This window comes from Candidatus Thiopontia autotrophica, from assembly GCF_982804495.1.
On sequence record NZ_CEYDPX010000002.1, the window covers coordinates 1 to 20,318 of the forward strand.

The 20,318-nt window shown below is 49.5% G+C and carries 21 protein-coding genes and 1 pseudogene; 12 read left to right on the forward strand and 10 right to left on the reverse strand.

What is annotated here, in order from left to right:
• A pseudogene (locus AC3ZFK_RS01410) lies at positions 1–254 on the forward strand (multifunctional CCA tRNA nucleotidyl transferase/2'3'-cyclic phosphodiesterase/2'nucleotidase/phosphatase); the annotation flags it as partial.
• A gap of 49 nt (positions 255–303) precedes the next feature.
• On the opposite strand, the gene AC3ZFK_RS01415 reads toward AC3ZFK_RS01410, so the two are convergent.
• The 3 genes from AC3ZFK_RS01415 to AC3ZFK_RS01425 are packed head-to-tail and all read right to left on the reverse strand — an operon-like array spanning position 304 to position 2,751.
• Positions 304–771 (reverse strand): methyltransferase family protein, encoded by a 468-nt coding sequence (locus AC3ZFK_RS01415; RefSeq protein WP_487506084.1) that lies wholly within the window; start codon positions 769–771, stop codon positions 304–306.
• Between the two features lie 8 nt (positions 772–779).
• Complete coding sequence (locus AC3ZFK_RS01420; protein ID WP_489433701.1) at positions 780–1,577, reverse strand: undecaprenyl-diphosphate phosphatase; 798 nt, start codon at positions 1,575–1,577, stop codon at positions 780–782.
• A 13-nt stretch (positions 1,578–1,590) separates the two neighbouring features.
• The gene (locus AC3ZFK_RS01425; protein ID WP_489433702.1) at positions 1,591–2,751 is read right to left on the reverse strand and encodes a class I SAM-dependent methyltransferase; all 1,161 of its coding nucleotides are present in this window, start codon (positions 2,749–2,751) and stop codon (positions 1,591–1,593) included.
• Between the two features lie 38 nt (positions 2,752–2,789).
• Here AC3ZFK_RS01425 and AC3ZFK_RS01430 point away from each other — a divergent pair, with 38 nt between their 5' ends.
• A complete protein-coding gene (locus AC3ZFK_RS01430; RefSeq protein ID WP_487541310.1) occupies positions 2,790–3,545 on the forward strand; it encodes a pteridine reductase in 756 nt (251 codons plus the stop codon).
• Here the strand turns inward: AC3ZFK_RS01430 and folK are convergent, their stop codons facing one another.
• Together folK and folB are read right to left on the reverse strand one after the other, a co-directional pair.
• On the reverse strand, positions 3,546–4,034 hold the full coding sequence (gene folK / locus AC3ZFK_RS01435) for a 2-amino-4-hydroxy-6-hydroxymethyldihydropteridine diphosphokinase (protein WP_487506080.1): 489 nt from the start codon (positions 4,032–4,034) through the stop codon (positions 3,546–3,548). It lies immediately after the preceding gene.
• On the reverse strand, positions 4,034–4,390 hold the full coding sequence (folB, locus tag AC3ZFK_RS01440; RefSeq protein WP_487506079.1) for a dihydroneopterin aldolase: 357 nt from the start codon (positions 4,388–4,390) through the stop codon (positions 4,034–4,036). The genes folK and folB overlap by 1 nt, the downstream gene beginning before the upstream one ends.
• 66 nt (positions 4,391–4,456) lie before the next feature.
• Between folB and plsY the strand changes: the two genes are divergently transcribed.
• Positions 4,457–5,071, forward strand: coding sequence for a glycerol-3-phosphate 1-O-acyltransferase PlsY (plsY, locus tag AC3ZFK_RS01445; protein WP_487506078.1), 615 nt, complete (start codon positions 4,457–4,459; stop codon positions 5,069–5,071).
• On the opposite strand, the gene tsaD is transcribed toward plsY, so the two are convergent.
• The 3 genes from tsaD to AC3ZFK_RS01460 all read right to left on the reverse strand — a co-directional run bounded on the left by tsaD (position 5,064) and on the right by AC3ZFK_RS01460 (position 8,547).
• Positions 5,064–6,080, reverse strand: coding sequence for a tRNA (adenosine(37)-N6)-threonylcarbamoyltransferase complex transferase subunit TsaD (gene tsaD / locus AC3ZFK_RS01450; RefSeq protein ID WP_489433703.1), 1,017 nt, complete (start codon positions 6,078–6,080; stop codon positions 5,064–5,066). The two genes, plsY and tsaD, sit on opposite strands and share 8 nt — an antisense overlap.
• Before the next feature lie 71 nt (positions 6,081–6,151).
• Positions 6,152–6,994, reverse strand: coding sequence for a DNA ligase (locus tag AC3ZFK_RS01455; protein ID WP_489433704.1), 843 nt, complete (start codon positions 6,992–6,994; stop codon positions 6,152–6,154).
• An 11-nt stretch (positions 6,995–7,005) separates the two neighbouring features.
• Positions 7,006–8,547 (reverse strand): hypothetical protein, encoded by a 1,542-nt coding sequence (locus tag AC3ZFK_RS01460; RefSeq protein WP_489433705.1) that lies wholly within the window; start codon positions 8,545–8,547, stop codon positions 7,006–7,008.
• Between the two features lie 222 nt (positions 8,548–8,769).
• Here AC3ZFK_RS01460 and AC3ZFK_RS01465 point away from each other — a divergent pair, with 222 nt between their 5' ends.
• Positions 8,770–9,105, forward strand: a complete 336-nt coding sequence (locus AC3ZFK_RS01465) for a helix-turn-helix domain-containing protein (RefSeq protein WP_487506074.1) — start codon at positions 8,770–8,772, stop codon at positions 9,103–9,105.
• Between the two features lie 74 nt (positions 9,106–9,179).
• Complete coding sequence (locus AC3ZFK_RS01470) at positions 9,180–9,527, forward strand: ArsR/SmtB family transcription factor (RefSeq protein ID WP_487506073.1); 348 nt, start codon at positions 9,180–9,182, stop codon at positions 9,525–9,527.
• A 108-nt stretch (positions 9,528–9,635) separates the two neighbouring features.
• Here AC3ZFK_RS01470 and AC3ZFK_RS01475 read toward each other — a convergent pair whose 3' ends face one another.
• Together AC3ZFK_RS01475 and tsaC are read right to left on the reverse strand one after the other, a co-directional pair.
• A complete protein-coding gene (locus tag AC3ZFK_RS01475; protein WP_487506072.1) occupies positions 9,636–10,244 on the reverse strand; it encodes a helix-turn-helix domain-containing protein in 609 nt (202 codons plus the stop codon).
• A gap of 77 nt (positions 10,245–10,321) precedes the next feature.
• On the reverse strand, positions 10,322–10,918 hold the full coding sequence (gene tsaC / locus AC3ZFK_RS01480; RefSeq protein ID WP_489433706.1) for an L-threonylcarbamoyladenylate synthase type 1 TsaC: 597 nt from the start codon (positions 10,916–10,918) through the stop codon (positions 10,322–10,324).
• Between the two features lie 210 nt (positions 10,919–11,128).
• Here tsaC and AC3ZFK_RS01485 point away from each other — a divergent pair, with 210 nt between their 5' ends.
• The 7 genes from AC3ZFK_RS01485 to AC3ZFK_RS01515 all read left to right on the forward strand — a co-directional run bounded on the left by AC3ZFK_RS01485 (position 11,129) and on the right by AC3ZFK_RS01515 (position 20,288).
• Entirely contained in the window at positions 11,129–12,673 is a 1,545-nt protein-coding gene (locus tag AC3ZFK_RS01485) for a type IV pilus secretin PilQ (RefSeq protein ID WP_489433707.1), read from the forward strand.
• Positions 12,674–12,675: 2 nt separating this feature from the next.
• Positions 12,676–13,197 carry a shikimate kinase AroK gene (aroK, locus tag AC3ZFK_RS01490; protein WP_487506069.1) on the forward strand — a complete coding sequence of 174 codons (522 nt, stop codon included), beginning with the start codon at positions 12,676–12,678 and terminating at the stop codon, positions 13,195–13,197.
• Positions 13,194–14,279 carry a 3-dehydroquinate synthase gene (gene aroB, locus AC3ZFK_RS01495; protein WP_487506068.1) on the forward strand — a complete coding sequence of 362 codons (1,086 nt, stop codon included), beginning with the start codon at positions 13,194–13,196 and terminating at the stop codon, positions 14,277–14,279. The genes aroK and aroB overlap by 4 nt, the downstream gene beginning before the upstream one ends.
• 11 nt (positions 14,280–14,290) lie before the next feature.
• Positions 14,291–15,454 (forward strand): deoxyguanosinetriphosphate triphosphohydrolase, encoded by a 1,164-nt coding sequence (locus AC3ZFK_RS01500; protein WP_487506067.1) that lies wholly within the window; start codon positions 14,291–14,293, stop codon positions 15,452–15,454.
• A 1-nt stretch (position 15,455) separates the two neighbouring features.
• The gene (locus AC3ZFK_RS01505; RefSeq protein WP_489433708.1) at positions 15,456–15,725 is read left to right on the forward strand and encodes a WGR domain-containing protein; all 270 of its coding nucleotides are present in this window, start codon (positions 15,456–15,458) and stop codon (positions 15,723–15,725) included.
• A gap of 117 nt (positions 15,726–15,842) precedes the next feature.
• Positions 15,843–16,943: an efflux RND transporter periplasmic adaptor subunit gene (locus tag AC3ZFK_RS01510; RefSeq protein ID WP_489433709.1), complete on the forward strand. Its 1,101-nt coding sequence runs from the start codon at positions 15,843–15,845 to the stop codon at positions 16,941–16,943.
• 9 nt (positions 16,944–16,952) lie between these two features.
• Entirely contained in the window at positions 16,953–20,288 is a 3,336-nt protein-coding gene (locus tag AC3ZFK_RS01515; protein WP_487506065.1) for an efflux RND transporter permease subunit, read from the forward strand.
• Positions 20,289–20,318 lie beyond the last annotated feature (30 nt).

Genomic DNA, 20,318 nt, shown 5'->3' on the forward strand with positions numbered 1-20,318 from the left:
TTGAGGATTTCCTGATTACATGTGAGGCAGATCAGCGTGGCAGAACCGGTTTTGAGAATGAGACATTCACCCAGGGCAACGCTCTAAGAGCTGCCTTCATAGCTGCGCAGTCAATAGAAACTGATGGGATCATTGCTGATGGGTTCAGAGGGCAAGAGATCAGCAATGAGCTACAGAAAAGACGTGCTCAGGCTGTAAAGGCAGACGCTACCACCTCCTCAAGTTGTGGTAAGAGGGGTGCTGTCCCGCCATAGCGAATGCTTTTCGACTGCTGAATAAGAGGCCTTATCCAATTCGTTCTTTCTAATACCTTTTGAAGGGCAAAAACCTTCCTGTGTCTGTTTTATAGTTTTTATACTGCTCAAAACGCTCGGCCAGGAGTTTTTCTTCAAAATTTGATTTCATAATTAAATCAATCAGTAGCACCAACATAACAAGCAGCGCATACAGATGGATGTTGCTTAGGGTCAGCGCTAAACAGAAGAGCAGCACACTGCTGTACATTGGGTGCCTGATGTAGGCATAGATGCCTGTAGTGATTAATTGATGCCTCTGTTTTAGGGTGGGTACAATATTGAGATTATCAAGCCTCATATTGATGATAGCCATACCGCCAATAACTGCAGAAAGCGCCATCAGGATATAAACAGGTAGATCAAAATTGGTCAACTGTGCGTTAATGACTAAATAGATGATACAGGCAAACTGCACTACAACGTAGATCATTGAAGCGCCCTGTGTTGGTAGAGTAAATTTTGCGCCATTAAACATTCTATAGCTTACAGATATAACAGCAGCAACAGTCCGCCCAAAATCATGCGATAGAGCACAAATGGGGCCATCCCTATACGGTCCAATAGTCTCAGAAAGTAGTGTATACAGAGGTATGCACTTATTGCAGATAGTGCCGTTCCCAGCAACAGTGTGGCCCAGTTAACACCATCTCCCTGCTGGATCAACTCCACCACCTCCAGTCCCCCAGCCAGTAAAATTACCGGGATGGAGAGCAGAAACGAGAATCTTGCTGCACCCTGTCTTGTCATCCCCATAGCTAGTGCTGCTGTCATGGTGACGCCTGACCGGGAGGTTCCCGGGATCAGGGCAAATATCTGTGATAGTGCAACCACCAAAACTGTCTGCCACCCCATTTGGTGCTCATCACTCTGTCGCTTTCCTCTGTAATCGGCCCACCAGAGCAGCAGCCCGAAGAGTATGGTGGTGGTGGCAATAACCAGCGGAGACCGTAGGTATAGCTCAATATGATCCTTAAATACAAGGCCTGCCAGCCCAACAGGAATTGTTCCCAGCCCAACTGCCCATGCCAGTTTCGCATCAGCCGTCACCCCTCGACCAACCAGTGAGCCGCCCCACTCTGAAACCATTTTTATCAGTTCAGAGCGAAAGTAGCTGACCACTGCCAATAGTGTGCCGATATGTACAGCGACATCAAAGGCCAGCCCTTGATCCTGCCAACCAGTCAGAACCGGAACCAGAATAAGGTGTGCCGAGCTGGAGATGGGGAGAAATTCTGTCAGCCCCTGCACTAGTGATAAGAGAACAATCTGAATAAGATCCATGCTATCTACTCTACTACAGTGTGTGAAGCTGGTCGTGGATAGTAAATGTATCTGGTAATTTGACACCTCTGGTCAAGGCCATCACTTTTACCACCTCACCCATCTGTGCCGGCATTGTGAGCTGCTGGATTGCCCGTGATGTCTCAATACGGGCCTGTATATCATCCAGATTCTCATCTTCTGCCATCTTTGCAATCCCTCCAGCCAGCAGAAAATATGCCTGTGTTGTGTAACCGGCAACATCCAGTCCAGACTCATCTGCCGCCTCGGCGACAGCAGTAAAATCAATATGCGCCGTTATATCCTGAAGTCCTGGTAGAGCAAGGGCATCCTCATGTCTATGGTGCCGGTAGAAGCAGCTTAAAGTACCACTGTTGCGCTCCGGGCGATAATACTCGGCACGTGAGTAACCGTAATCAATAAGCAGAACTATCCCCCTCTGCAACTGATCCGAAATCGAGGCGATCCATGGTGAAAGCCCTGGTCTCACCTCGGAAACATATCCATCATCCATGCTCTCCATATCGATTTCTGCCGGCAGTTCAACCGCCATACCATCAGGGTGCTCTCTCATAACCAGAATACCATTTTCATCAATGGAAACCCCTAGTGCGATAGCCGTACCTCTACGAACAACAAAACGCTCTACAGGGATGGCGTCCATCACCTCATTGGCAACAACCACTCCCTGAAAATGTGTTTCCGGCATGGTGTCCAGCCAATTGATACGGTCGACTAGATGAGGAATACGTTCGCCAAGCAGCTCTCTCTGCCTTACTTTCAGCCCTGCACTCACCTCAAGAATGTTGTAACTGTCTGGAAGCTGCCCTTGCCTCTCAAGCTCTGCCATTATCTCTGCTGCCATTGCCCCGGAGCCTGCGCCAAACTCAAGTATCTCTGGAGACTCCATATCCGACAGCACTGACATGATCTGTTTTGCAATCACCCTTGAGAATAGTGGCGAAATCTCTGGCGCAGTTATAAAGTCACCAGAGAGCCCCAGACCATGAAGGTTGCTGTAATAACCAAGCCCCGGGGTATATAACGCCTGAGACATCCACTGGTCGAATGGCATCCAGCCCCCTGCCTGCTGAATCGACTCAACCATACTGGCCTGTAGCTGCCTGGATATACTCTCCATCTCTTGGGTTGGCGCAAGGAAGGTGTTAGTCATCTGTTACAATTAATTTTTTCATTTGTGGGGCCATATTTGTGGGCAATGATACCAACAGTTACCAGGGCAAGGTCGTATTGATCACAGGTGCAGCCCATAGAATTGGCGCCGCAACTGTGCGCCTACTGCACAAGTCGGGCATGAATATTGTGCTTCACTATCGCAACTCTGCAACAGATGCTGTTGCGCTACAAGATGAACTGCAACAAAATCGTCCTGACTCTGTAGAGCTAATTCAGGCCGACCTTCACCAAATCTCAGGGTTTGACTCTATTATCCAGCAGGCAGCCGGCTACTGGGGAAGGCTTGATGTGCTGATCAATAATGCATCAACCTTCTATCCTACTCCAGTCGGCTCAATGGATGAGGATGGCTGGGATGATCTGATTGGAACCAACCTTAAGGCGCCACTATTTCTCTCGCAGGCGGCAGCCCCCGAACTGAAAAGAGTTCATGGAACTATTGTCAATATCGTTGATATTCATGCTGAGCGCCCGCTCAAGGAACATACCCTATACAGCATTGCGAAAGCCGGCATAACCATGCTTACAAAAAGTATGGCGCGTGAACTAGGGCCAGAGATCCGGGTTAATGGGGTTGCACCTGGAGCCATACTTTGGCCTGAGTCTGGCCTGGATGACGATACACGTGCGGAGATCATATCCAGAACTGCGCTCAAACGATCTGGAGAGCCTGACGATATTGCTCAAACCATCCTGTTCCTGATCGGCAGCGCCAACTACATAACTGGCCAGATCATCAGTGTAGATGGCGGCCGAACTCTCAGTAACTGATTAAAACTGTAGCGGTGCGGGCCAAAGAGGCTGGCTGGAGTGATCGAACCCATCCCATATGGTGCTGTACTGTTCTCCAGTCTGTGGATGACGCTCATTGCCCGCAATCTCGGACAGCGGTCTTAGCACAAACGCATAACGGAATATCTCTGCACGTGGAATATCTACCCCCCGGTCCTGTAGATCCAGATCTCCGTAGAGAAGCAGATCCAGATCCAGGGTGCGCGGATTGAATTTCTCTGCACCACGCTCTCTTCCATTCTCTGTCTCAATTGTTCGTAGCTGTTGCTGAATCTCGTTTAGCCCCATCTCTGAGTCAAAGCCGACCACCAGATTGTAGAAGGCATCACCATCAAAACCCACAGCCTCACTCTCATAGACTGTTGATACTGTCAGCCCTCCAAAATCCTCTCTCAACTGCTCAACCGCCCTCGATACGCTCTGCTCACGGTCAATATTGCTGCCAATACTGAGATAAATTCGCGGCATCAGATCTTCTCGCCGCGCTCAATTATAACTCCCACATCCCTGGATCCTGTTACTGCACCAGGCTTACTGACCCGAAGACGAACCCATGACACAGTGAACTCCGAGCGCACAATCGCGGCAATTCTCTCTGCCATTGTCTCCACCAGCTGAAAGCTGCTCTCCTCCACAAAACTGATGATTCTTTTGGATACAGACTTGTAATCAAGTGTGTGTTCTATGGTGTCGCTCTCTGCAGCCTTGCAAATATCTGTTCCCATCTCCAGGTCGATACTGACTGTCTGCTTTATCTCACGCTCCCAGTCATATATTCCAATAACCGTTTTGATCTGTAGATCCTTGATATAGACGATATCCATGGCCCTGACCTCTCTTCCTCTACTATGTTTGTAACCCTGTTCAGATTATCCCATAATTCCCTCATTATGAATGAACTGACTGATATAGCACTTGTTGCAGCCTCATACCTGATCGGCTCACTATCCGCCGCAATACTGGTCTGTCGTCTACTTGGACTGCCCGACCCCCGATCAGAAGGCTCCAAAAATCCGGGAGCGACCAATGTACTCCGTCTTGGAGGGAAGAAAGCCGCCCTTCTTACCCTGGGTGGCGATATGCTGAAGGGGCTTATGCCGGTGGCTATTGCTGTCCAGCTGGGGGTAGACGAGATCACGCTCTCTCTCACTCTGCTGGCTGCATTTATGGGTCACCTATACCCCATCTTCTTTGGGTTCAAAGGGGGAAAGGGGGTCGCCACCGCACTGGGAGCTCTGATTGGGCTGCACTGGAGCATTGGACTAGCTACTGTCACCACCTGGGTGCTGATGGCCGCACTCTTCCGCTACTCATCACTGTCGGCACTAACTGCCATACTGCTGGCACCTCTCTATGTCTGGCATCTATTTCCAGAGCCCAATAGCGAAATTCTCACAGCCACCATGGCTACTGTTACTGCTCTTCTGTACTGGCGACACCGCAGCAATATACAGAACCTCATCTCAGGCAGAGAAGACCGGATTGGGGCAAAAAAATCTAGCTGACTGCGGCCAATTCCGACAGCGGCCAACGGGCCCTGGTCTCGATAGCAAGCGAGCTATGCTCCCCGGCCTGCAGACGCAATGCTCCGGCAAAAGCGATCATGGCGCCATTATCGGTACAGAAATTCAGGCGAGGAAAAAATGCTTCCCCCCCCTCTTTCTCTGCAATCTCTGAGAGTCGCAGACGAACTCTCTGGTTTGCACTAACGCCACCTGCCACTACCAACCGATTCAGACCACTCTCTCTTAGGGCTCGTCTGCACTTGATTGCCAATGTATCTGCAACTGCATCCTCAAATGCGCGCGCCACATCAGCACCGATTGTTGGCTCTTCAGAACCATTTTGTAGTGTGTTGCGAGCATAAGTCTTGAGTCCGCTAAAACTGAAGTCCAGTCCGGGACGATCTACCATTGGTCGCGGAAAAGTAAAGCGTTCAGGATTGCCCTCCTCAGCCAATTTTGAGAGGGCTGGGCCTCCCGGATACCTCAGGCCCAACAGCTTGGCTGTCTTGTCAAAGGCCTCGCCAGCAGCATCATCTACCGACTCCCCCAACAACTGGTACCGACCAACTCCATCTACCCGAATCAACTGGGTGTGACCACCGGAAACCAGGAGTGCAATAAATGGGAATTCTGGCCTCTTATCTTCCAGCAGTGGTGCCAACAGATGCCCCTCCATGTGGTGCACCTCGACCGCGTGAACCCCCCATGAGTATGCGAGACTTCTACCTACGCATGCTCCAACCATCAAGGCACCCATCAGGCCGGGGCCGGCAGTATAGGCGACACCGCCCACCTGCTCTGAAGTGATGTCTGCCTCATTGAGCAACTGATCAATCAGTGGGATTACCCGTTGAATATGGTCACGTGAGGCCAGCTCCGGAACCACCCCTCCATACTGTGCATGCATCTCGGCCTGACTGTAGAGCAGATCTCCTCGCAGACCGATATCTGTTTCATAGATCGCAACACCCGTCTCATCACAGGAGCTTTCAATTCCTAGAACAATCATTTTTCTAATTCACTATTATCCACTCTAGCAGCTGGGTGGCTTGGCGTTGTAACCTGATGACAATTATTACATCAAAACGTATGGTGAATACGTAAAAAACTGGCAAAACGCGGCAACCCGTTTGGGGTTAGGCCAGTATATTTGTAAGTAATCACGGTTCCCACGGATGGCGGATTTTTCCTCTCTTGCAGCTTAAAGCCACTGCCGATACGAAAACGTCTCCCATTCTCGCTCTCCACCAGCAGAGATCCCATCATGCCGTCATACTTCCCTTTACCGGGTAGAATCTCAACCACTGCGGCCTCAGCATCCTGCCATGATTTCAGCTTTAACAGGTCGCTACTACGGCCTCCATGATAGTGTGAATCTGCCCGATGCAACATCAAACCCTCCCCTCCCTGCTGCACTATCTGCTCCAGCCACTGCATCAACAGAGCGTCATTCCCCACTCGTTCCTGCGAAACTACCTGCAACCAGGGTATCTTCAAAGAGCGCACAAGTTGTTCCATTCTCTCCACTCTTTCTGTAAATGTACCTGGCTGATCCGGGAGCTCAAACAGCATGTAGCGTATTCTCCTCCACTCATCATCCACAGGCACATCTCTTCGCACCGTCCCGGAAAGCCTGTCAAAAGTGCCCCTCCCCATCCAGAGCTCTCCATCCATAGAGTATTCTGGAAATGACTCTGTAAACCAGTTCGGGGCACTAATAGGACGTCCACTACGAAAAAGAAGAATTTTGCCATTCCAGATAGCGCGCACTCCATCCAGCTTCTCACTTACCCACCAACCGGTCAAATCCTCACTTTGATAGACCTTTGCCAGAATCGGATCAGAATAATCATCCGCATATAGCGGAGATAATCCAAAGATCCATAGCAATAACACCCACTGCAGACCTTTCTCAATCTTCACAACATGCGCCTCTAATTGGAGAGGTATATCCTCTTGAGTCTGTTATCACCCTGCAGAATCTTCAGCGCCTGCTCACGCTCCTCTCCATAAAGCCTCCCCAGAAGGTGTTCTGCCTCTGCAGCATTTATGGTGCCATCAACCATTCCCTGATCAGCAATCAATGCTATCAGCTCCTTTCTGTTAGCCGTCCTCTCGAATAGCGATACCATTGAGGATGGACCCATTGGCATATCGAGATAATTTCTTGTCTGCCCGTTCTCTCCCATCAGTGCGAGAAGAGCGTCGTACCTGTCCATACCAACAAGATCTTCTAGTAGCGCTACTGTGTCATCGGCACTCAGTCTATTTTCAATAAGGCCATGATCAACCATAAAACCTATCAACTCATCCCGATATGCGCCGCCTTCCATTAGCTGAATGGCACCGGCAGCTGTAATCGGCAAAGTTATATAGCTTCTCTTCTGTTTATTATTTCCCAGCAGAGAACTAACTGCATCATACCGATCGGCACGCGTGATTTGCTCCATCATCATAACTGCATCAGCCACTGAGATACCGTCGACGATTACACCACGATCTGCCATTAATCCGATCATCTCGTCACGATATGCTGTGCCGGCAAGCAGTGTATACACATCATTCACACTGAGAGGTGACCGCAGATAGTCCCTCTGTTGCTGATTGAATCCAAGCAGGGTCTTCAACGTCTCAAAACGATCAGTATGTTTGATGTTCTCCAGCAATCTGGCTGCTTCATTTGCTGTCAGCCTGTCCGCAAAAACCCCACGGTCAGAAAAGTAATTGATCAGCTCAGATCTCAATGCAGTACCGTCGAGCAGACGTTGTGCATCTACAAAGCTGAGAGGTATATTGAGGTAATTACGTTTCTGCTGGTTGGACCCCAACAGCGCCTTGACAGAGTCATGACGATCCATGCCGCTCTGGGTACGCATCATCTTTTCTGCACCATCAACTGTAAAATTTCCCTCAAGAATTGCGTAGTCCGCCATGTAACGAATCATCCCCGCACGATTCGTGTCTCTGGACAGAAGAGCATCAACCTGATCTACACCAAGAGAGGAGATGGCATAATTTCTGTGCATCTGATTAGATCCCATAAGGGCTTTCATTGAGCGCTCATAATCATCACCGGCCACATCACCAATTAATGACTGGATCTCTGCCACTCCAAAATTTCCTGCGGGTATCTCAAAGTCAGCAAGATGGGCAATAAGATCGCCGCGCTGCTCACCAACACCATCCAGAACAGCATTCATCTGCCGCACAGACATATTGCCAGGCAACATATTTCTTTTGTAGCGATTCGATCCCAGCAATGATTTAGCAGCATAGTATCTGTCTGTACCTGTCAAACCCTGCAGAAGCTCAATACCTTTTTCTATCGAGAATCGCTGTCCACCCCAATCTGTATCAGACATTCTGGTAATGGCTGCTCTTCTATCGTATCCATGTTTTCCCTCCAAGTCAGCTACAGGATTCGCAAATGCCCCCGCTGAAAAGACCAACAACACTAATGAGATAAATTTTTTCACAGACAGCTCCCTTGTTTTTTCACTTCATCCAACAAATTTGAGACATGTTAAACAGTCTAGTCGAATAATATCCTGACCGCCATACCATCTCACAAATCCAGGGCCACCCCCCAACATAGAGATCCATAAACAGGCCATGACATTAAGTTTTACTTAATTGTTTTTGCTTGCCATTCAACATAAAGTGCCTACATTCTATAAGGGAAGGAGGCCTTGCAAGGCATGGGAAGCCAGAAGATAGTATTCGGTGAACGCCTGAAACAGGCAAGGCAACAATTGGGATTGTCACAGAAACAGCTGGGGCTGGAGATAGGGATTGATCCGGCAACTGCCAGCCCACGCGTAAACCAATACGAAAACAACCGTCATCGCCCCAGTGACCAGACAATTGCAAAACTGTCTGCCGTCCTCAGGGTGCCGGTTGCCTTCTTTCATGCAGATGATAATGAACTTGCCCAGCTTATTCTTCTCTGCGTCCAGCTAGACAAGGATCAACAGAGAGTGCTTGCGCGTTACATTGAAGAGAAATACAACATCAAGTGCTGCATAACGATTTGATAACAGAAAAATATTACCGTATAATTAGATAACTCTAAATAGCTATTAAGCTGTTTTGTTTTCGAGGAGGAGAAATGGAAGATAATCTTGATTTGCCATCTGATAAGGGTGAGATCCAGCAGATCTCGTCTGCACTGCAGGCAATAAGCCACCCTACACGACTGAAGATTCTCTGTTTCCTTGGTGATCAGGAGAAGATTGTCAACGAAATACTGGAGTATGCCGGCAGCACTCAGAGCAACATATCCCAGCATCTGGAGGTGCTCCGGAATGCTGGAGTCATCCAGTCGAGACGCGTACACAACAAGGTCTACTGCTCAGTCCAGACGGCAGAGATGCGACCCCTGATTGCCAAGATCAAGGAGCTGTTCTGTTCACAACAGGTCGCTGCGGAACATGGTGTCTTCAGCCTGATTCAGTAATATCCAAATCAATACCCAAATTCCCACTTAGAAACATGCATACTGCACTCTTTCTAAGTGGGGATTTGGGTAATAGAAAAACTGTGCAGGACAACAGTTGGTAGCGTATTAACGTTTCTGCCACTCACCCAGAAAAAAGTTTCTCAACCACATACCCAGCTCTCCAAACAGACCTGACGTGACTGGTGACGCTGTTTGGGATCCAGATTGGGTCTGTTCTGTGCGTTGTTGACGATAGGCTTTCCAGCCCTGTCCAGCCACCTCGGTAACCGGAACCGTATCCTCTTCTGCTGATATATCATCTACCCAATCACCCTGAGCCTGACCCTGTGGCTCGACTGGTCGACTCTGCGGTTGCGCAGACCCTTGAACAGTCTGATATTCCAGTAGACGCAACAATCTACGGTTATCCTCCCGAATATCATCAAGCTCGGATCTTAGGTCATGGATAAGGCCTCGCAGATCAGTAAGCTCTCTGGCTGTAACGTAAGGGTCACCTCCAGATGCAGGGCTAGAAGGAATATCCTCCGGAACAGAAAGGGTTGGTGAGTCATTGAAATTTATGTCATCAAACACTCGTAGTAGTTCGGATGTCTCTACACGACGTTTCCCATCCTTTCCCACAACGTAAGTCAAATCTCCGCGACTGAACATGCGATAGATACTGGAGCGACTTTTCCCCGTTAACTCACAAACTTCCTTAATATTGTGAAGCATCTCTATATCCCAAGTGACCAAGAAGATGGTCTATATGATACACTCTGAGACAGTGATTGTCCCCAATGAATCACTATTTATTGGCCTGCACGAATCACCCTGTTTGAGTAAAAATCACGGATCTCACTAGGCATTGAAACTCCACTGGTACCCCCAGAAATCAACATATCTACTTGATTTCCAAAGAGCTGTCTCACTGAGACACTATTCCTGCATGCCGGACGTCCTCCCTGGTTTGCGCTGGTAGATACCAGAGCAGAGTTGACTCTGTTGCATAACTGTACCACTGGCTTAAACTCTGTAATTCTCACTGCCACACTTGTGTGGTTGCCCTTGATCCACCATGGTGTCTCTTCCGAGACAGGGACGACCCAGGTAATCGGCCTGTTGCCAGTTGATCTCATTTTTTTCCAGTCTGACACCCTTCTCAGCGAGACAAACGGAGCCAGCTGCTCCTCAGAGGATGCAATCAGAATCAGCCCCTTGGATGGATTACGCCGTTTTATTGTCAATAGATCAGAAACTGCCTCCGGATTCCATGGGTCGCACCCAAGCCCATAGACTGATTCCGTAGGGTATGCAAAGACCCCACCTCCATGAAACATACTGGAGAACTGGCGTAATTTCCACGGAGTATAGTGGCTGTCAAACATAACTGCGTTCAACGATAACACTCAGCATCAACTCAATCCATTCCAATCGCATACCCAAAACCCCAGATAGAAACATAGGATAATGTGCAACATATTGATTTGCAGAACAAATCTGTGACGGTGTGGTGTATTTATTGATACCCCCAAAGGAACAAATATTGTTATACGGATCAAAAGCTTGTGCCGTATTCATGTTTCTATCTGGGGGTTTGGGGCATATACTACATACCCATGCAAACCATACTGTTTTTGCCCTCAAGGGTTATATTTATTCTTCTCTCTGTTGCGCTCTCTACAGTAGACGCATCTGCTGAAGCAAACAGGGTGGCCCTGCACCATATCCTGCTTGCCCCCCAATCCACTGCTGAAGAGGTTGCCGCAGACCCAACCAAAAATCATGTTGCCACCATTCTATTTCAGTTTGATCAGGTTGCTCCAACTCCACGTATATTCTCGATACACAATCCGGAACTGCTGGTGATCGACTTTACCAGCATTCGCTCCGACAGTGTTTCTCTACCAGAGCTGCTGCCAAAACCTCTGCAACAAATTCAACTCGCCTCTAGTGAAGATAAAACCAGGATTGTTATATCGACACTGGCCCCCCTCTTCTATCGTCTGCAATATGAGGCACACTCACTAAGACTCTCACTTTACGAGCAGAAGAGTGTCACCACCTCTACAGAATCAGCAGGACCAGCAGAGCCCGTAATAGTGGAGGAGCTGCCTATTACTGTAACTCCAGACCACGCTCCTCCCGAGCCTCACGTCCCAGAGGTGGTGACAGAGATTATCCAGCTTCACTACTCACGCGCATCTGACCTGAAAAAAACTCTGGAGAGTGGGCAACAGAATCCACTACTATCAAAGGAGGGGATTCTGGGAGTTGATGAACGGACAAACTCTCTGCTGATTCGTGACACCATAGAAAACCTCAGGCAGATTCGCAAACTGATCAAAGAGCTAGACACCCCATCCAAACAGGTATTAATTGAATCCAGAATCGTTATTGCTACCGATGATTTCAGCCATGAACTGGGGGCCCGTCTAGGGCTAACCCATCTTGAATCTGCCCAAAACCAATGGGGTTTTTCACTCTCCGGCAGTAGTGAGGCAGCAGATAGCGCGCTGTCCGGCACCACTCCAGGGGTAACAGGCGATGCCAACAGGCTCTCCGTTAATATGCCTGTAGCCAACCCGACAGGAAGGGTTGGCCTGACTCTGGCAAAACTGGCAACCGGCAGCCTGATCGATCTAGAGCTCTCTGCCGCCCAGATAGATGGAAAGACCGAGATTATAGCCAGCCCCAGAATCATAACCTCTGATGGATATGAGGCCACTATCCAGCAGGGTGTACAGATCCCGTACCGCTCTGACACTCTGAGTGGAGGAACAGATATCAACTTCAAGGATGCAGTGATGGAGCTTCGTGTCACCCCACAAATAACCCCGGATCACCGAATTATCCTTACGTTACTGGTTAAAAAAGATGCAGTTGGTGCTATCCTCTGCAGCGGATGTGAGCCTAGCGTCGACACTCGAGAGGTTAAGACACGGGTAATGATGGAAAATGGTGAGACCCTGGTGATTGGTGGCATCTATGAAGAGAGAAATTCTCAGACCGAAAACCGGGTGCCCCTGCTTGCTGATATTCCGTTAATCGGACCGCTCTTCCGGAGCAAGAGCAAGACTGATGGCAAGGATGAGCTACTAATTTTTATCACTCCATCCATACTTTCAGATCAAAATAGTGGTCTGCAGAATTTAGAGCATTAATCTTGAGTAGAACAACAAAAAATATATTCCTGGTTGGACTGATGGGAGCCGGCAAGACCACAATTGGCAAACGACTGGCAGAGTCCATGGGTAAAAAGTTTATCGACAGTGACCACGAGATAGAGGAACGCACGGGTGTAACTATCCCGACCATCTTCGATATTGAGGGGGAAGAGGGTTTTCGTAACCGTGAAAGCGCCATAATAGATGAACTAACCCAGAAAAAAGGGGTTATTCTGGCAACAGGCGGGGGCGCCATTCTACGCCCGGAAAACCGCAAATATCTGGCTGCTCGTGGCATGGTTATCTACCTTAACGCCTCTGTGGAGCAACTTTACAAAAGAACCAGAATGGACCGTAACCGCCCACTGCTACAGACATCCAACCCAAAAGAGCGGTTGCAATCACTGTTTGAGGAGCGTGACCCACTTTACCGTGAGATTGCCGATCTGGTGGCAGAAACTGATGATCGCTCTATACAACAGGCGCTACCCTCACTAATTGAGAAAATCGAGAACTTATGACTACGCTTGAAGTTGATTTAGGGGCAAGAAGCTACCCGATACATATTGGGTCCAGTCTACTTGGGGACTCACAACTGGTTTCATCTCATCTCTCTGGAACCCAGGTAATGATTGTCAGCAATGAGACTGTTGCCCCCCTCTATCTCGAAAAAACCAAAAAGGCCTTCTCGGGTTTTCAGGTTGAGAGTGTCATCCTGCCTGATGGAGAGCAGTATAAAAACCTGGATGTATGGAATACCATCTTTGATGCTCTGCTCGGTGCACGCTTTGACCGCAAATGTACCCTGGTTGCTCTTGGTGGCGGTGTTGTCGGTGACATTACCGGCTATGCTGCCGCCAGCTATCAACGCGGGGTCAATTTCATTCAAATCCCCACCACACTGCTTGCCCAGGTGGACTCTTCGGTAGGGGGCAAAACCGGGGTCAACCATCCTCTGGGAAAAAATATGATTGGGGCATTTCACCAGCCCCGCTGCGTAGTTGCCGACACTGACACTCTTGACACCCTGGATGACCGTCAACTCAGTGCGGGCATTGCCGAGATTATCAAATATGGCCTGATTCGTGATCCTGACTTCTTCCAATGGCTGGAACTGAACATGGAGAAATTGACCGCTAGAGATCCAGAGACACTCTCCTATGCAATCAAGCGCTCTTGTGAGAACAAGGCAGAGATTGTTGCCGCTGATGAGCTTGAAGCAGGACAACGTGCCCTTCTAAACTCCGGACACACCTTTGGCCACGCCATCGAGGCAGGAATGGGATACGGGGCCTGGCTACATGGAGAGGCTATTGCCGCAGGGATGGTGATGGCTACCGATCTCTCGGTACGAATGGGATGGCTCGGCGACAATGATCTTGAGCGTCTACGCAAACTCATTCAGCGCGCCAACCTGCCTGATTCAGGGCCTACTCAACTGACATCATCACGTTATCTGGAGCTTATGGCTGTTGACAAAAAAGCCGAGGCTGGAAAAATTCATCTGGTTCTGCAGAGACAGATTGGCGAGGCAGTGGTTACCAACCAATTCCCGCAGGAGAAACTGCTTGAAACTCTTGAGCACTGCCGCTCAGAAGCCTGACAAGATAGATCATGGCTGACCCCTGCAATCTTGCCCCCTATGCAGCCCATGACAGCTCCACACTAGGCAGACTGTACCCGGAAGAGCTGCCGGAATACAGAAGTGCATTTCAGCGAGACCGTGATCGAATTGTACACTCCACCGCCTTTAGACGACTGGAGTACAAGACCCAGGTATTCGTAAACCACGAGGGTGATCTCTACCGTACCCGCCTTACCCACAGCATCGAGGTGGCACAGATAAGCCGCTCCATCGCCCGAACCTTGAGACTAAATGAGGACCTTACCGAGGCAATTGCACTGGCACATGATCTGGGGCATACCCCCTTTGGTCATGCTGGACAGGATGTACTTAACCGCTGTATGGCTCCATACGGAGGGTTTGAACATAATTTTCAATCACTTCGTGTGGTTGACCACCTGGAGGAGAAGTATGCCAAGTTCTCCGGCCTCAACCTCACCTTCGAGTCACGCGAAGGAATTCTCAAACACTGCAGTATCGCCAATGCAAAAGATGTTGGTGCTGTAGGTGAGCGCTTTATCAACCAGACTCAACCAAGCCTGGAGGCTCAGCTAGTCAATCTTGCCGACCAGATCGCCTATAACAACCATGATGTTGATGATGGTCTGCGCGCCGGTCTTCTTACTATTGAGCAACTAAAAGAGGTCTCCCTGTTTCGAGAGCAGTATGAGTCTGTTATCCAGCAGCACCCTGAACTCAATCAGAGACGGACAATTCACGAGGTTGTTCGCCGCATGATAAACCGCCTGGTGGTTGACCTGATAGAGACCAGCCAGAACAACATCTCCAGTGCCAATCCGGATAATATTGAGACTGTCCGCAACCATCCGTCACCATTGATTCAATTCAGCAGTGAACAGGCAGGTCTCAATCGTGAATTAAAGCAGTTCCTACGAGAAAATCTATATCGTCACCATCGTGTGGTGGGCATGAGCGCAAAGGCAGAACGTATCCTGGCCGAGCTGTTTGAGGCCTTTATGGAAGAGTCGCGACTTCTACCTGATGAGCCATACAGAGAGATTATGGGAGAGAGCCCAGAGCAGCGGGAACAGAGCTGTGCGCGTATAGTTGCCGATTATATTGCCGGGATGACGGATCGCTATGCCCTGTCAGAACATCAGCGCCTCTTCAGCTCTCCTGACCAAACTGCTTGATATGCGCATCTATATGCAGACGCCTCCTGTTGAAGGCGCACCTCTCCGCTTCTACCAGCTCCAGATCCAGGAAGATCTGATTGATGGCTGGACCCTGATTCGTGAATCCGGGACTCAGGGAGGACGAAGCAGCTACAGAGAAGTTCATTACGAGTGCCGCGAAGATGCCGAGCATGCACTGCTGGCACTTAGAGACCAACAACTCCGAAAAGGGTTTCAAACCACCTTTGCTACCGGGGCCACGAATAACTCCTCAGCCACTGATTTATAAAAGTTATCGCTCACTCCGCTTTCCTTATATTAGTTGACACTCAAGTATTCTCTGGAATACAATGTGCATTATTTTTCGCACGACAAACTTGGGACCAAGTCCATGAAAAAACCTTTTATGAAACGCACCATTACATCACTCCTTCTGCTATCTGCCTCAACCACCCTCTTTGCCGGTGAGTTTATTGCTGCCAAGAGTAGCCGCGTAGGTGCAATGATCTCTCTGGGAGGGACTGTTATACCCCATCTGGAGGTCAATCTAGTGGCAAAAATGCCTGGTGATGTCCTCTTCATAGCGGGACAGGAAGGAGACGCCTTCAATAAAGGTGAGCGTCTTGCCAGTCAGGACATTGATGCAATGATGGCAAAACGTGCTCAGGCAGAGGCCCAACTGGCCAGTGCTGATGCAGGCATCAGAAATGCACAGATGCAACTGCGTAACGAGATTGAAAACCCCAACTCTCAGCCTAACGCCATGATGGGAGGTCTCCCCAGCATGATGACAATGTTCTCCAACCCGATGAGAAACATGAGCGGCCGTGGTGACTCCGGCATTCAGCGAGAGACAAATGTATACGGTATGAATGTACAGGTTGAGACTGCCGAGAATGCATACAATCAGGCGCTGGCAGCAATTCGTGAGCTTGATGAAAATATAGAGCAGGCCACCATTGTGGCCCCATTTGACGGGGTTATTTTGAGAAAAATGGTAGAGGTAGGGCAACCTGCACAGCCGGGGGTTCCTCTCTTTCTGTTTGGCGATACCAGCCAGTTACAGATCCGTGCCGAGGTTCCTGCACGCCTGGTTCGTGGACTACATAAGGGAATGGTGCTCAGTGCCAGGCTGGACCAAAGCAACGCAGTTATCCCCATTACCGTTGCCCGAATCTTCCCAATGGCAGACATGATGGGCCATACCGTTACCGTAAAATTCAATATCCCTAACGATGCAGACGCTGCTCCTGGAATGTATACAGAGGTAATGATTCCTGACCCATCAGCAGAAGCAACCGAACTGGTTACCATTCCACACTCCGCCATTGAGTGGCGTGGCAGCCTTCCTGCAATCTTCGTCCAGAAAGAAGACGGCAACCTCGAGATGCGTCTGGTCCGTGTCGGAGATCGTGCAGATAACGGCTGGCAGAGTGTACTTTCTGGAGTTAAGCCCGGAGAGCTTGTGCTTGCAAACCCATCATCTACAACAACCTCTACAAAATAAGAATAGACCATGAGTGATCACAAAGAACCAACCCCGGGGGAAGAGCTCCCTCCTGAAACAAGTGAGCCTGAATCACATGATTTTACAGGGAATGTGACTGGCGATGTTGATGAGGTAACCAAAGAGCTTGGTTTTGCTGGTGGCCTGGCAGAGTCATTTATTCACTCACCACTCTCTCCTCTGTTTTTTATCGCCATGATGGTGGTAGGTATATGGGGATTGATCGCAACTCCTCGTCAGGAGGATCCTCAGATCTCGGTACCGATGATCGATATCTTCTTCCCTGCACCAGGCCTCTCATCAGGCGAGGTTGCCAATCAGATTATTGACCCTTTTGAGCGAGTTCTGAGCGAGATCCCGAAAATCAAGCATGTCTACTCTGCCAGTGATCGCGAGTATGGCATTATCACCATCCAGTTCAAGGTTGGTGAGCCCATGGGCCCATCTATTGTTCAGGTTCACAGCAAAATTCAATCCAATCTCGATCTGCTACCCCAGGGGATAAAGCCCCCAATGGTTAAACCCAAAGAGGTTGATGATGTTCCATCTGTCACCCTGACCTTGTGGTCTGAAGAGGTTGATGACGAGACCCTGAGGACTCTTGGGGTTAGTGTGCTTCAGCACCTCAAACAGATACCACAGACAGGTGTCGGATTTGTTACTGGTGGACGCTCAAGACAGGTGAGAATCGAGATTCTGCCTGAGCGGCTGGCCGGCTTTGGGGTAAGTCCGGGGCAGATTGTCCATGCAGTTCAGACTGCCAATACCGGTCACACTGTAGGCTCTATTGAGATGCAGGATCGTTTCTTCTTCGTTGAATCAGGAGGCTTCCTCTCAAAGGTCGATGAAGTAAAACAGCTTGTGGTAGGACAGCACCGCGGAACCCCTGTCTTCTTGAGAGATGTTGCCCGTGTATCTGAGGGTCCGCAAGAGACCAAGGAGATTGTCACCTTCTCAACCGGTCTTGCCAGCACACATGAAAAATCGGTGAAAGATGCCGCAGCCGTCACCATTGCTCTTGCAAAACAGCGTGGCTCCAACGGTGTCTCCGTGGTCAACAGCATTCTCGATGAGGTAAACAACAACCTCAAGGGATATCTGATCCCTGACAATGTTCATGTTGAGGTGACCAGAAACTATGGTGAGAGCGCCAATAACAAGGTAAATGACCTGCTGTTCAAACTCTTTGTGGCAACCGCTGCCGTTACCCTGCTAGTCTGGCTCAGTCTCGGCATCAAGCCCTCCATTGTGGTACTGCTAACTATCCCTGTGGTGCTGGTCGGCACAGTATTTGTTGCCATGCTAATGGGTTACACCATTGATCGAGTGAGTCTCTTCGCTCTGATCTTCTCCATTGGTTTCCTAGTCGACAACGCCATCGTTATCGTAGAGAACATCTACCGTCGCTGGCTGATGGCAGGCACCATGGACACCAAGACTGCCGTTGATGCAGTACGTGAGGTAGGAAACCCAACCGTACTCGCCACCTATACTGTTGTTGCTGCGCTCATTCCTATGGGGTTTGTCTCCGGAATGATGGGGCCCTATATGGAACCAATCCCTGCTCTCGGCTCTGTTGCCATGGTACTTTCTCTGTTTGCAGCACTGGTTTTCGCCCCATGGCTGGCAATGCGTATCGCCCCTAGTATGGACAAATTGCGCAAGATGGAGGAGCGTGACGAGAAGATTGACGAGAAGATGGATGTCTTCTTCCGCAAGGCAATCCTCTCACTGGCTAACAACAAAACTCTCGGCTGGAGTTTTCTCCTGGGTTTGATTCTCAGCTTTTTTGCTGCCATGTATATGTTCTACAACACAGTCGTTCCAGTAAAAATGTTGCCCTTTGATAACAAATCAAGCTTCAGTGTTGTAATTGATATGCCTGATGGCACCGCACTACCAACTACAGCCAACTTTACCCGTCAGGTTGCTGCCGAGCTAAGTAATATCGAGGAGATTGTGGCTACCCAAAACTATATTGGTACTGCACAGCCATTTGATTTTAACGGTCTGGTGCGTCACTACTATCTGCGCCAGTTCCCATGGCAGGCAGAAGTTGCGGTCCAGCTGACAGACAAGACCATGCGTGACCGAACCAGTCACGAGATTGCCAGCTATGTTCGTGAGCAGCTGCAACCAATTGCCGAGGCAGCAGGCGTAGCGATCACAGTAGTAGAGATGCCGCCAGGGCCTCCTGTGCTACAAACAGTTGTTGCCGAAATTCATGGCCCTGATGCAGAGACTCGCCGACAGGTTGCAGATGATATTACCCAGATCTTTCGTGATTCAGAGCGCATCTCCGATGTTGATAACCTGATGCGCAGCTCCATGGAGACCTGGCGCTTCGAGATTGATCGTGAGAAGGCATCACGACAGGGGATCTCCGTCGAGACCATCAATCAGCACCTGGCAATGGTGATGGGTGAGTTCAAGGCTGCAACTATTTTCCAGTCTCTCATTCTTGAGCCAACATATATTGTCATGACAATCCCCATCGAGAAGAGGTCTCACCTCCATCGCCTGGGAGATCTTCCAATCATGACCATGGATCAGAGAACTATCCCCCTCTCCGAGCTCGGCAAGTTTGTGAAGGTTCAACGTGATCCGATTATCTTCCACAAAGACCTCAGAAATGTCGAGTTTGTGGTTGGTGATGCCGTCGGTCGTCTTGGTGCACCAATCTACGCCATGCTTGATGTAGAGAGATTGCTCGAAGAGACTGGTTATGTGACCCCAGATGGAGTCTCTCTCCGTAGCGGTGAGTACACAGGTGCTCCGGCCAACGACAAGCAGACCGGCTTTGAGTGGGGTGGCGAGTGGACTGTTACTTACGAAACCTTCCGTGATATGGGAATTGCCTTCGGTGTTGCACTGGTAGCAATCTACATGCTGGTGGTATGGGCCTTTGGCAATTTTGTAATTCCTGCAATTATCATGTCACCAATCCCGCTTACCCTGCTTGGAATCGTGCCTGGTCACTGGATCATGAATGCAGAATTTACTGCGACATCAATGATTGGATGGATCGCCCTGGCTGGTATTATTGTAAGAAACTCCATTCTTATGGTGGACTTCACCATGCACGCCTTCCGTGGAGGAATGTCCCTGACTGATTCGGTTATTCTCGCAGCAAAATCCAGAACACGGCCCATCCTGATTACCGCACTTGCTCTGGTTCTTGGTTCTGCGGTAATTCTGACAGATCCTATCTTCCAGGGGATGGCGGTATCCCTGTTGTTTGGGGTTTTCGTCTCAACCCTGCTGACCCTGTTGGTGATTCCTCTAGGCTGCATCAGTGCAGGTGATAAGGTATTTATGGAGCCTGAGGACAAGGGGGCACAGTAGAACCAGCTGCAACAACTATAACTCCCGAAA

Excerpts from the sequence above, each read along its gene's own strand:
- AC3ZFK_RS01415 (WP_487506084.1), bottom strand. The coding sequence starts at position 771 with ATGTTTAATGGCGCAAAATTTACTCTACCAACACAGGGCGCTTCAATG.
- AC3ZFK_RS01420 (WP_489433701.1), bottom strand. The coding sequence starts at position 1,577 with ATGGATCTTATTCAGATTGTTCTCTTATCACTAGTGCAGGGGCTGACA.
- AC3ZFK_RS01425 (WP_489433702.1), bottom strand. The coding sequence starts at position 2,751 with ATGACTAACACCTTCCTTGCGCCAACCCAAGAGATGGAGAGTATATCC.
- folK (WP_487506080.1), bottom strand. The coding sequence starts at position 4,034 with ATGCCGCGAATTTATCTCAGTATTGGCAGCAATATTGACCGTGAGCAG.
- folB (WP_487506079.1), bottom strand. The coding sequence starts at position 4,390 with ATGGATATCGTCTATATCAAGGATCTACAGATCAAAACGGTTATTGGA.
- plsY (WP_487506078.1), top strand. The coding sequence starts at position 4,457 with ATGAATGAACTGACTGATATAGCACTTGTTGCAGCCTCATACCTGATC.
- tsaD (WP_489433703.1), bottom strand. The coding sequence starts at position 6,080 with ATGATTGTTCTAGGAATTGAAAGCTCCTGTGATGAGACGGGTGTTGCG.
- AC3ZFK_RS01465 (WP_487506074.1), top strand. The coding sequence starts at position 8,770 with ATGGGAAGCCAGAAGATAGTATTCGGTGAACGCCTGAAACAGGCAAGG.
- AC3ZFK_RS01470 (WP_487506073.1), top strand. The coding sequence starts at position 9,180 with ATGGAAGATAATCTTGATTTGCCATCTGATAAGGGTGAGATCCAGCAG.
- AC3ZFK_RS01475 (WP_487506072.1), bottom strand. The coding sequence starts at position 10,244 with ATGCTTCACAATATTAAGGAAGTTTGTGAGTTAACGGGGAAAAGTCGC.
- AC3ZFK_RS01485 (WP_489433707.1), top strand. The coding sequence starts at position 11,129 with ATGCAAACCATACTGTTTTTGCCCTCAAGGGTTATATTTATTCTTCTC.
- aroB (WP_487506068.1), top strand. The coding sequence starts at position 13,194 with ATGACTACGCTTGAAGTTGATTTAGGGGCAAGAAGCTACCCGATACAT.
- AC3ZFK_RS01500 (WP_487506067.1), top strand. The coding sequence starts at position 14,291 with ATGGCTGACCCCTGCAATCTTGCCCCCTATGCAGCCCATGACAGCTCC.
- AC3ZFK_RS01505 (WP_489433708.1), top strand. The coding sequence starts at position 15,456 with ATGCGCATCTATATGCAGACGCCTCCTGTTGAAGGCGCACCTCTCCGC.
- AC3ZFK_RS01510 (WP_489433709.1), top strand. The coding sequence starts at position 15,843 with ATGAAACGCACCATTACATCACTCCTTCTGCTATCTGCCTCAACCACC.
- AC3ZFK_RS01515 (WP_487506065.1), top strand. The coding sequence starts at position 16,953 with ATGAGTGATCACAAAGAACCAACCCCGGGGGAAGAGCTCCCTCCTGAA.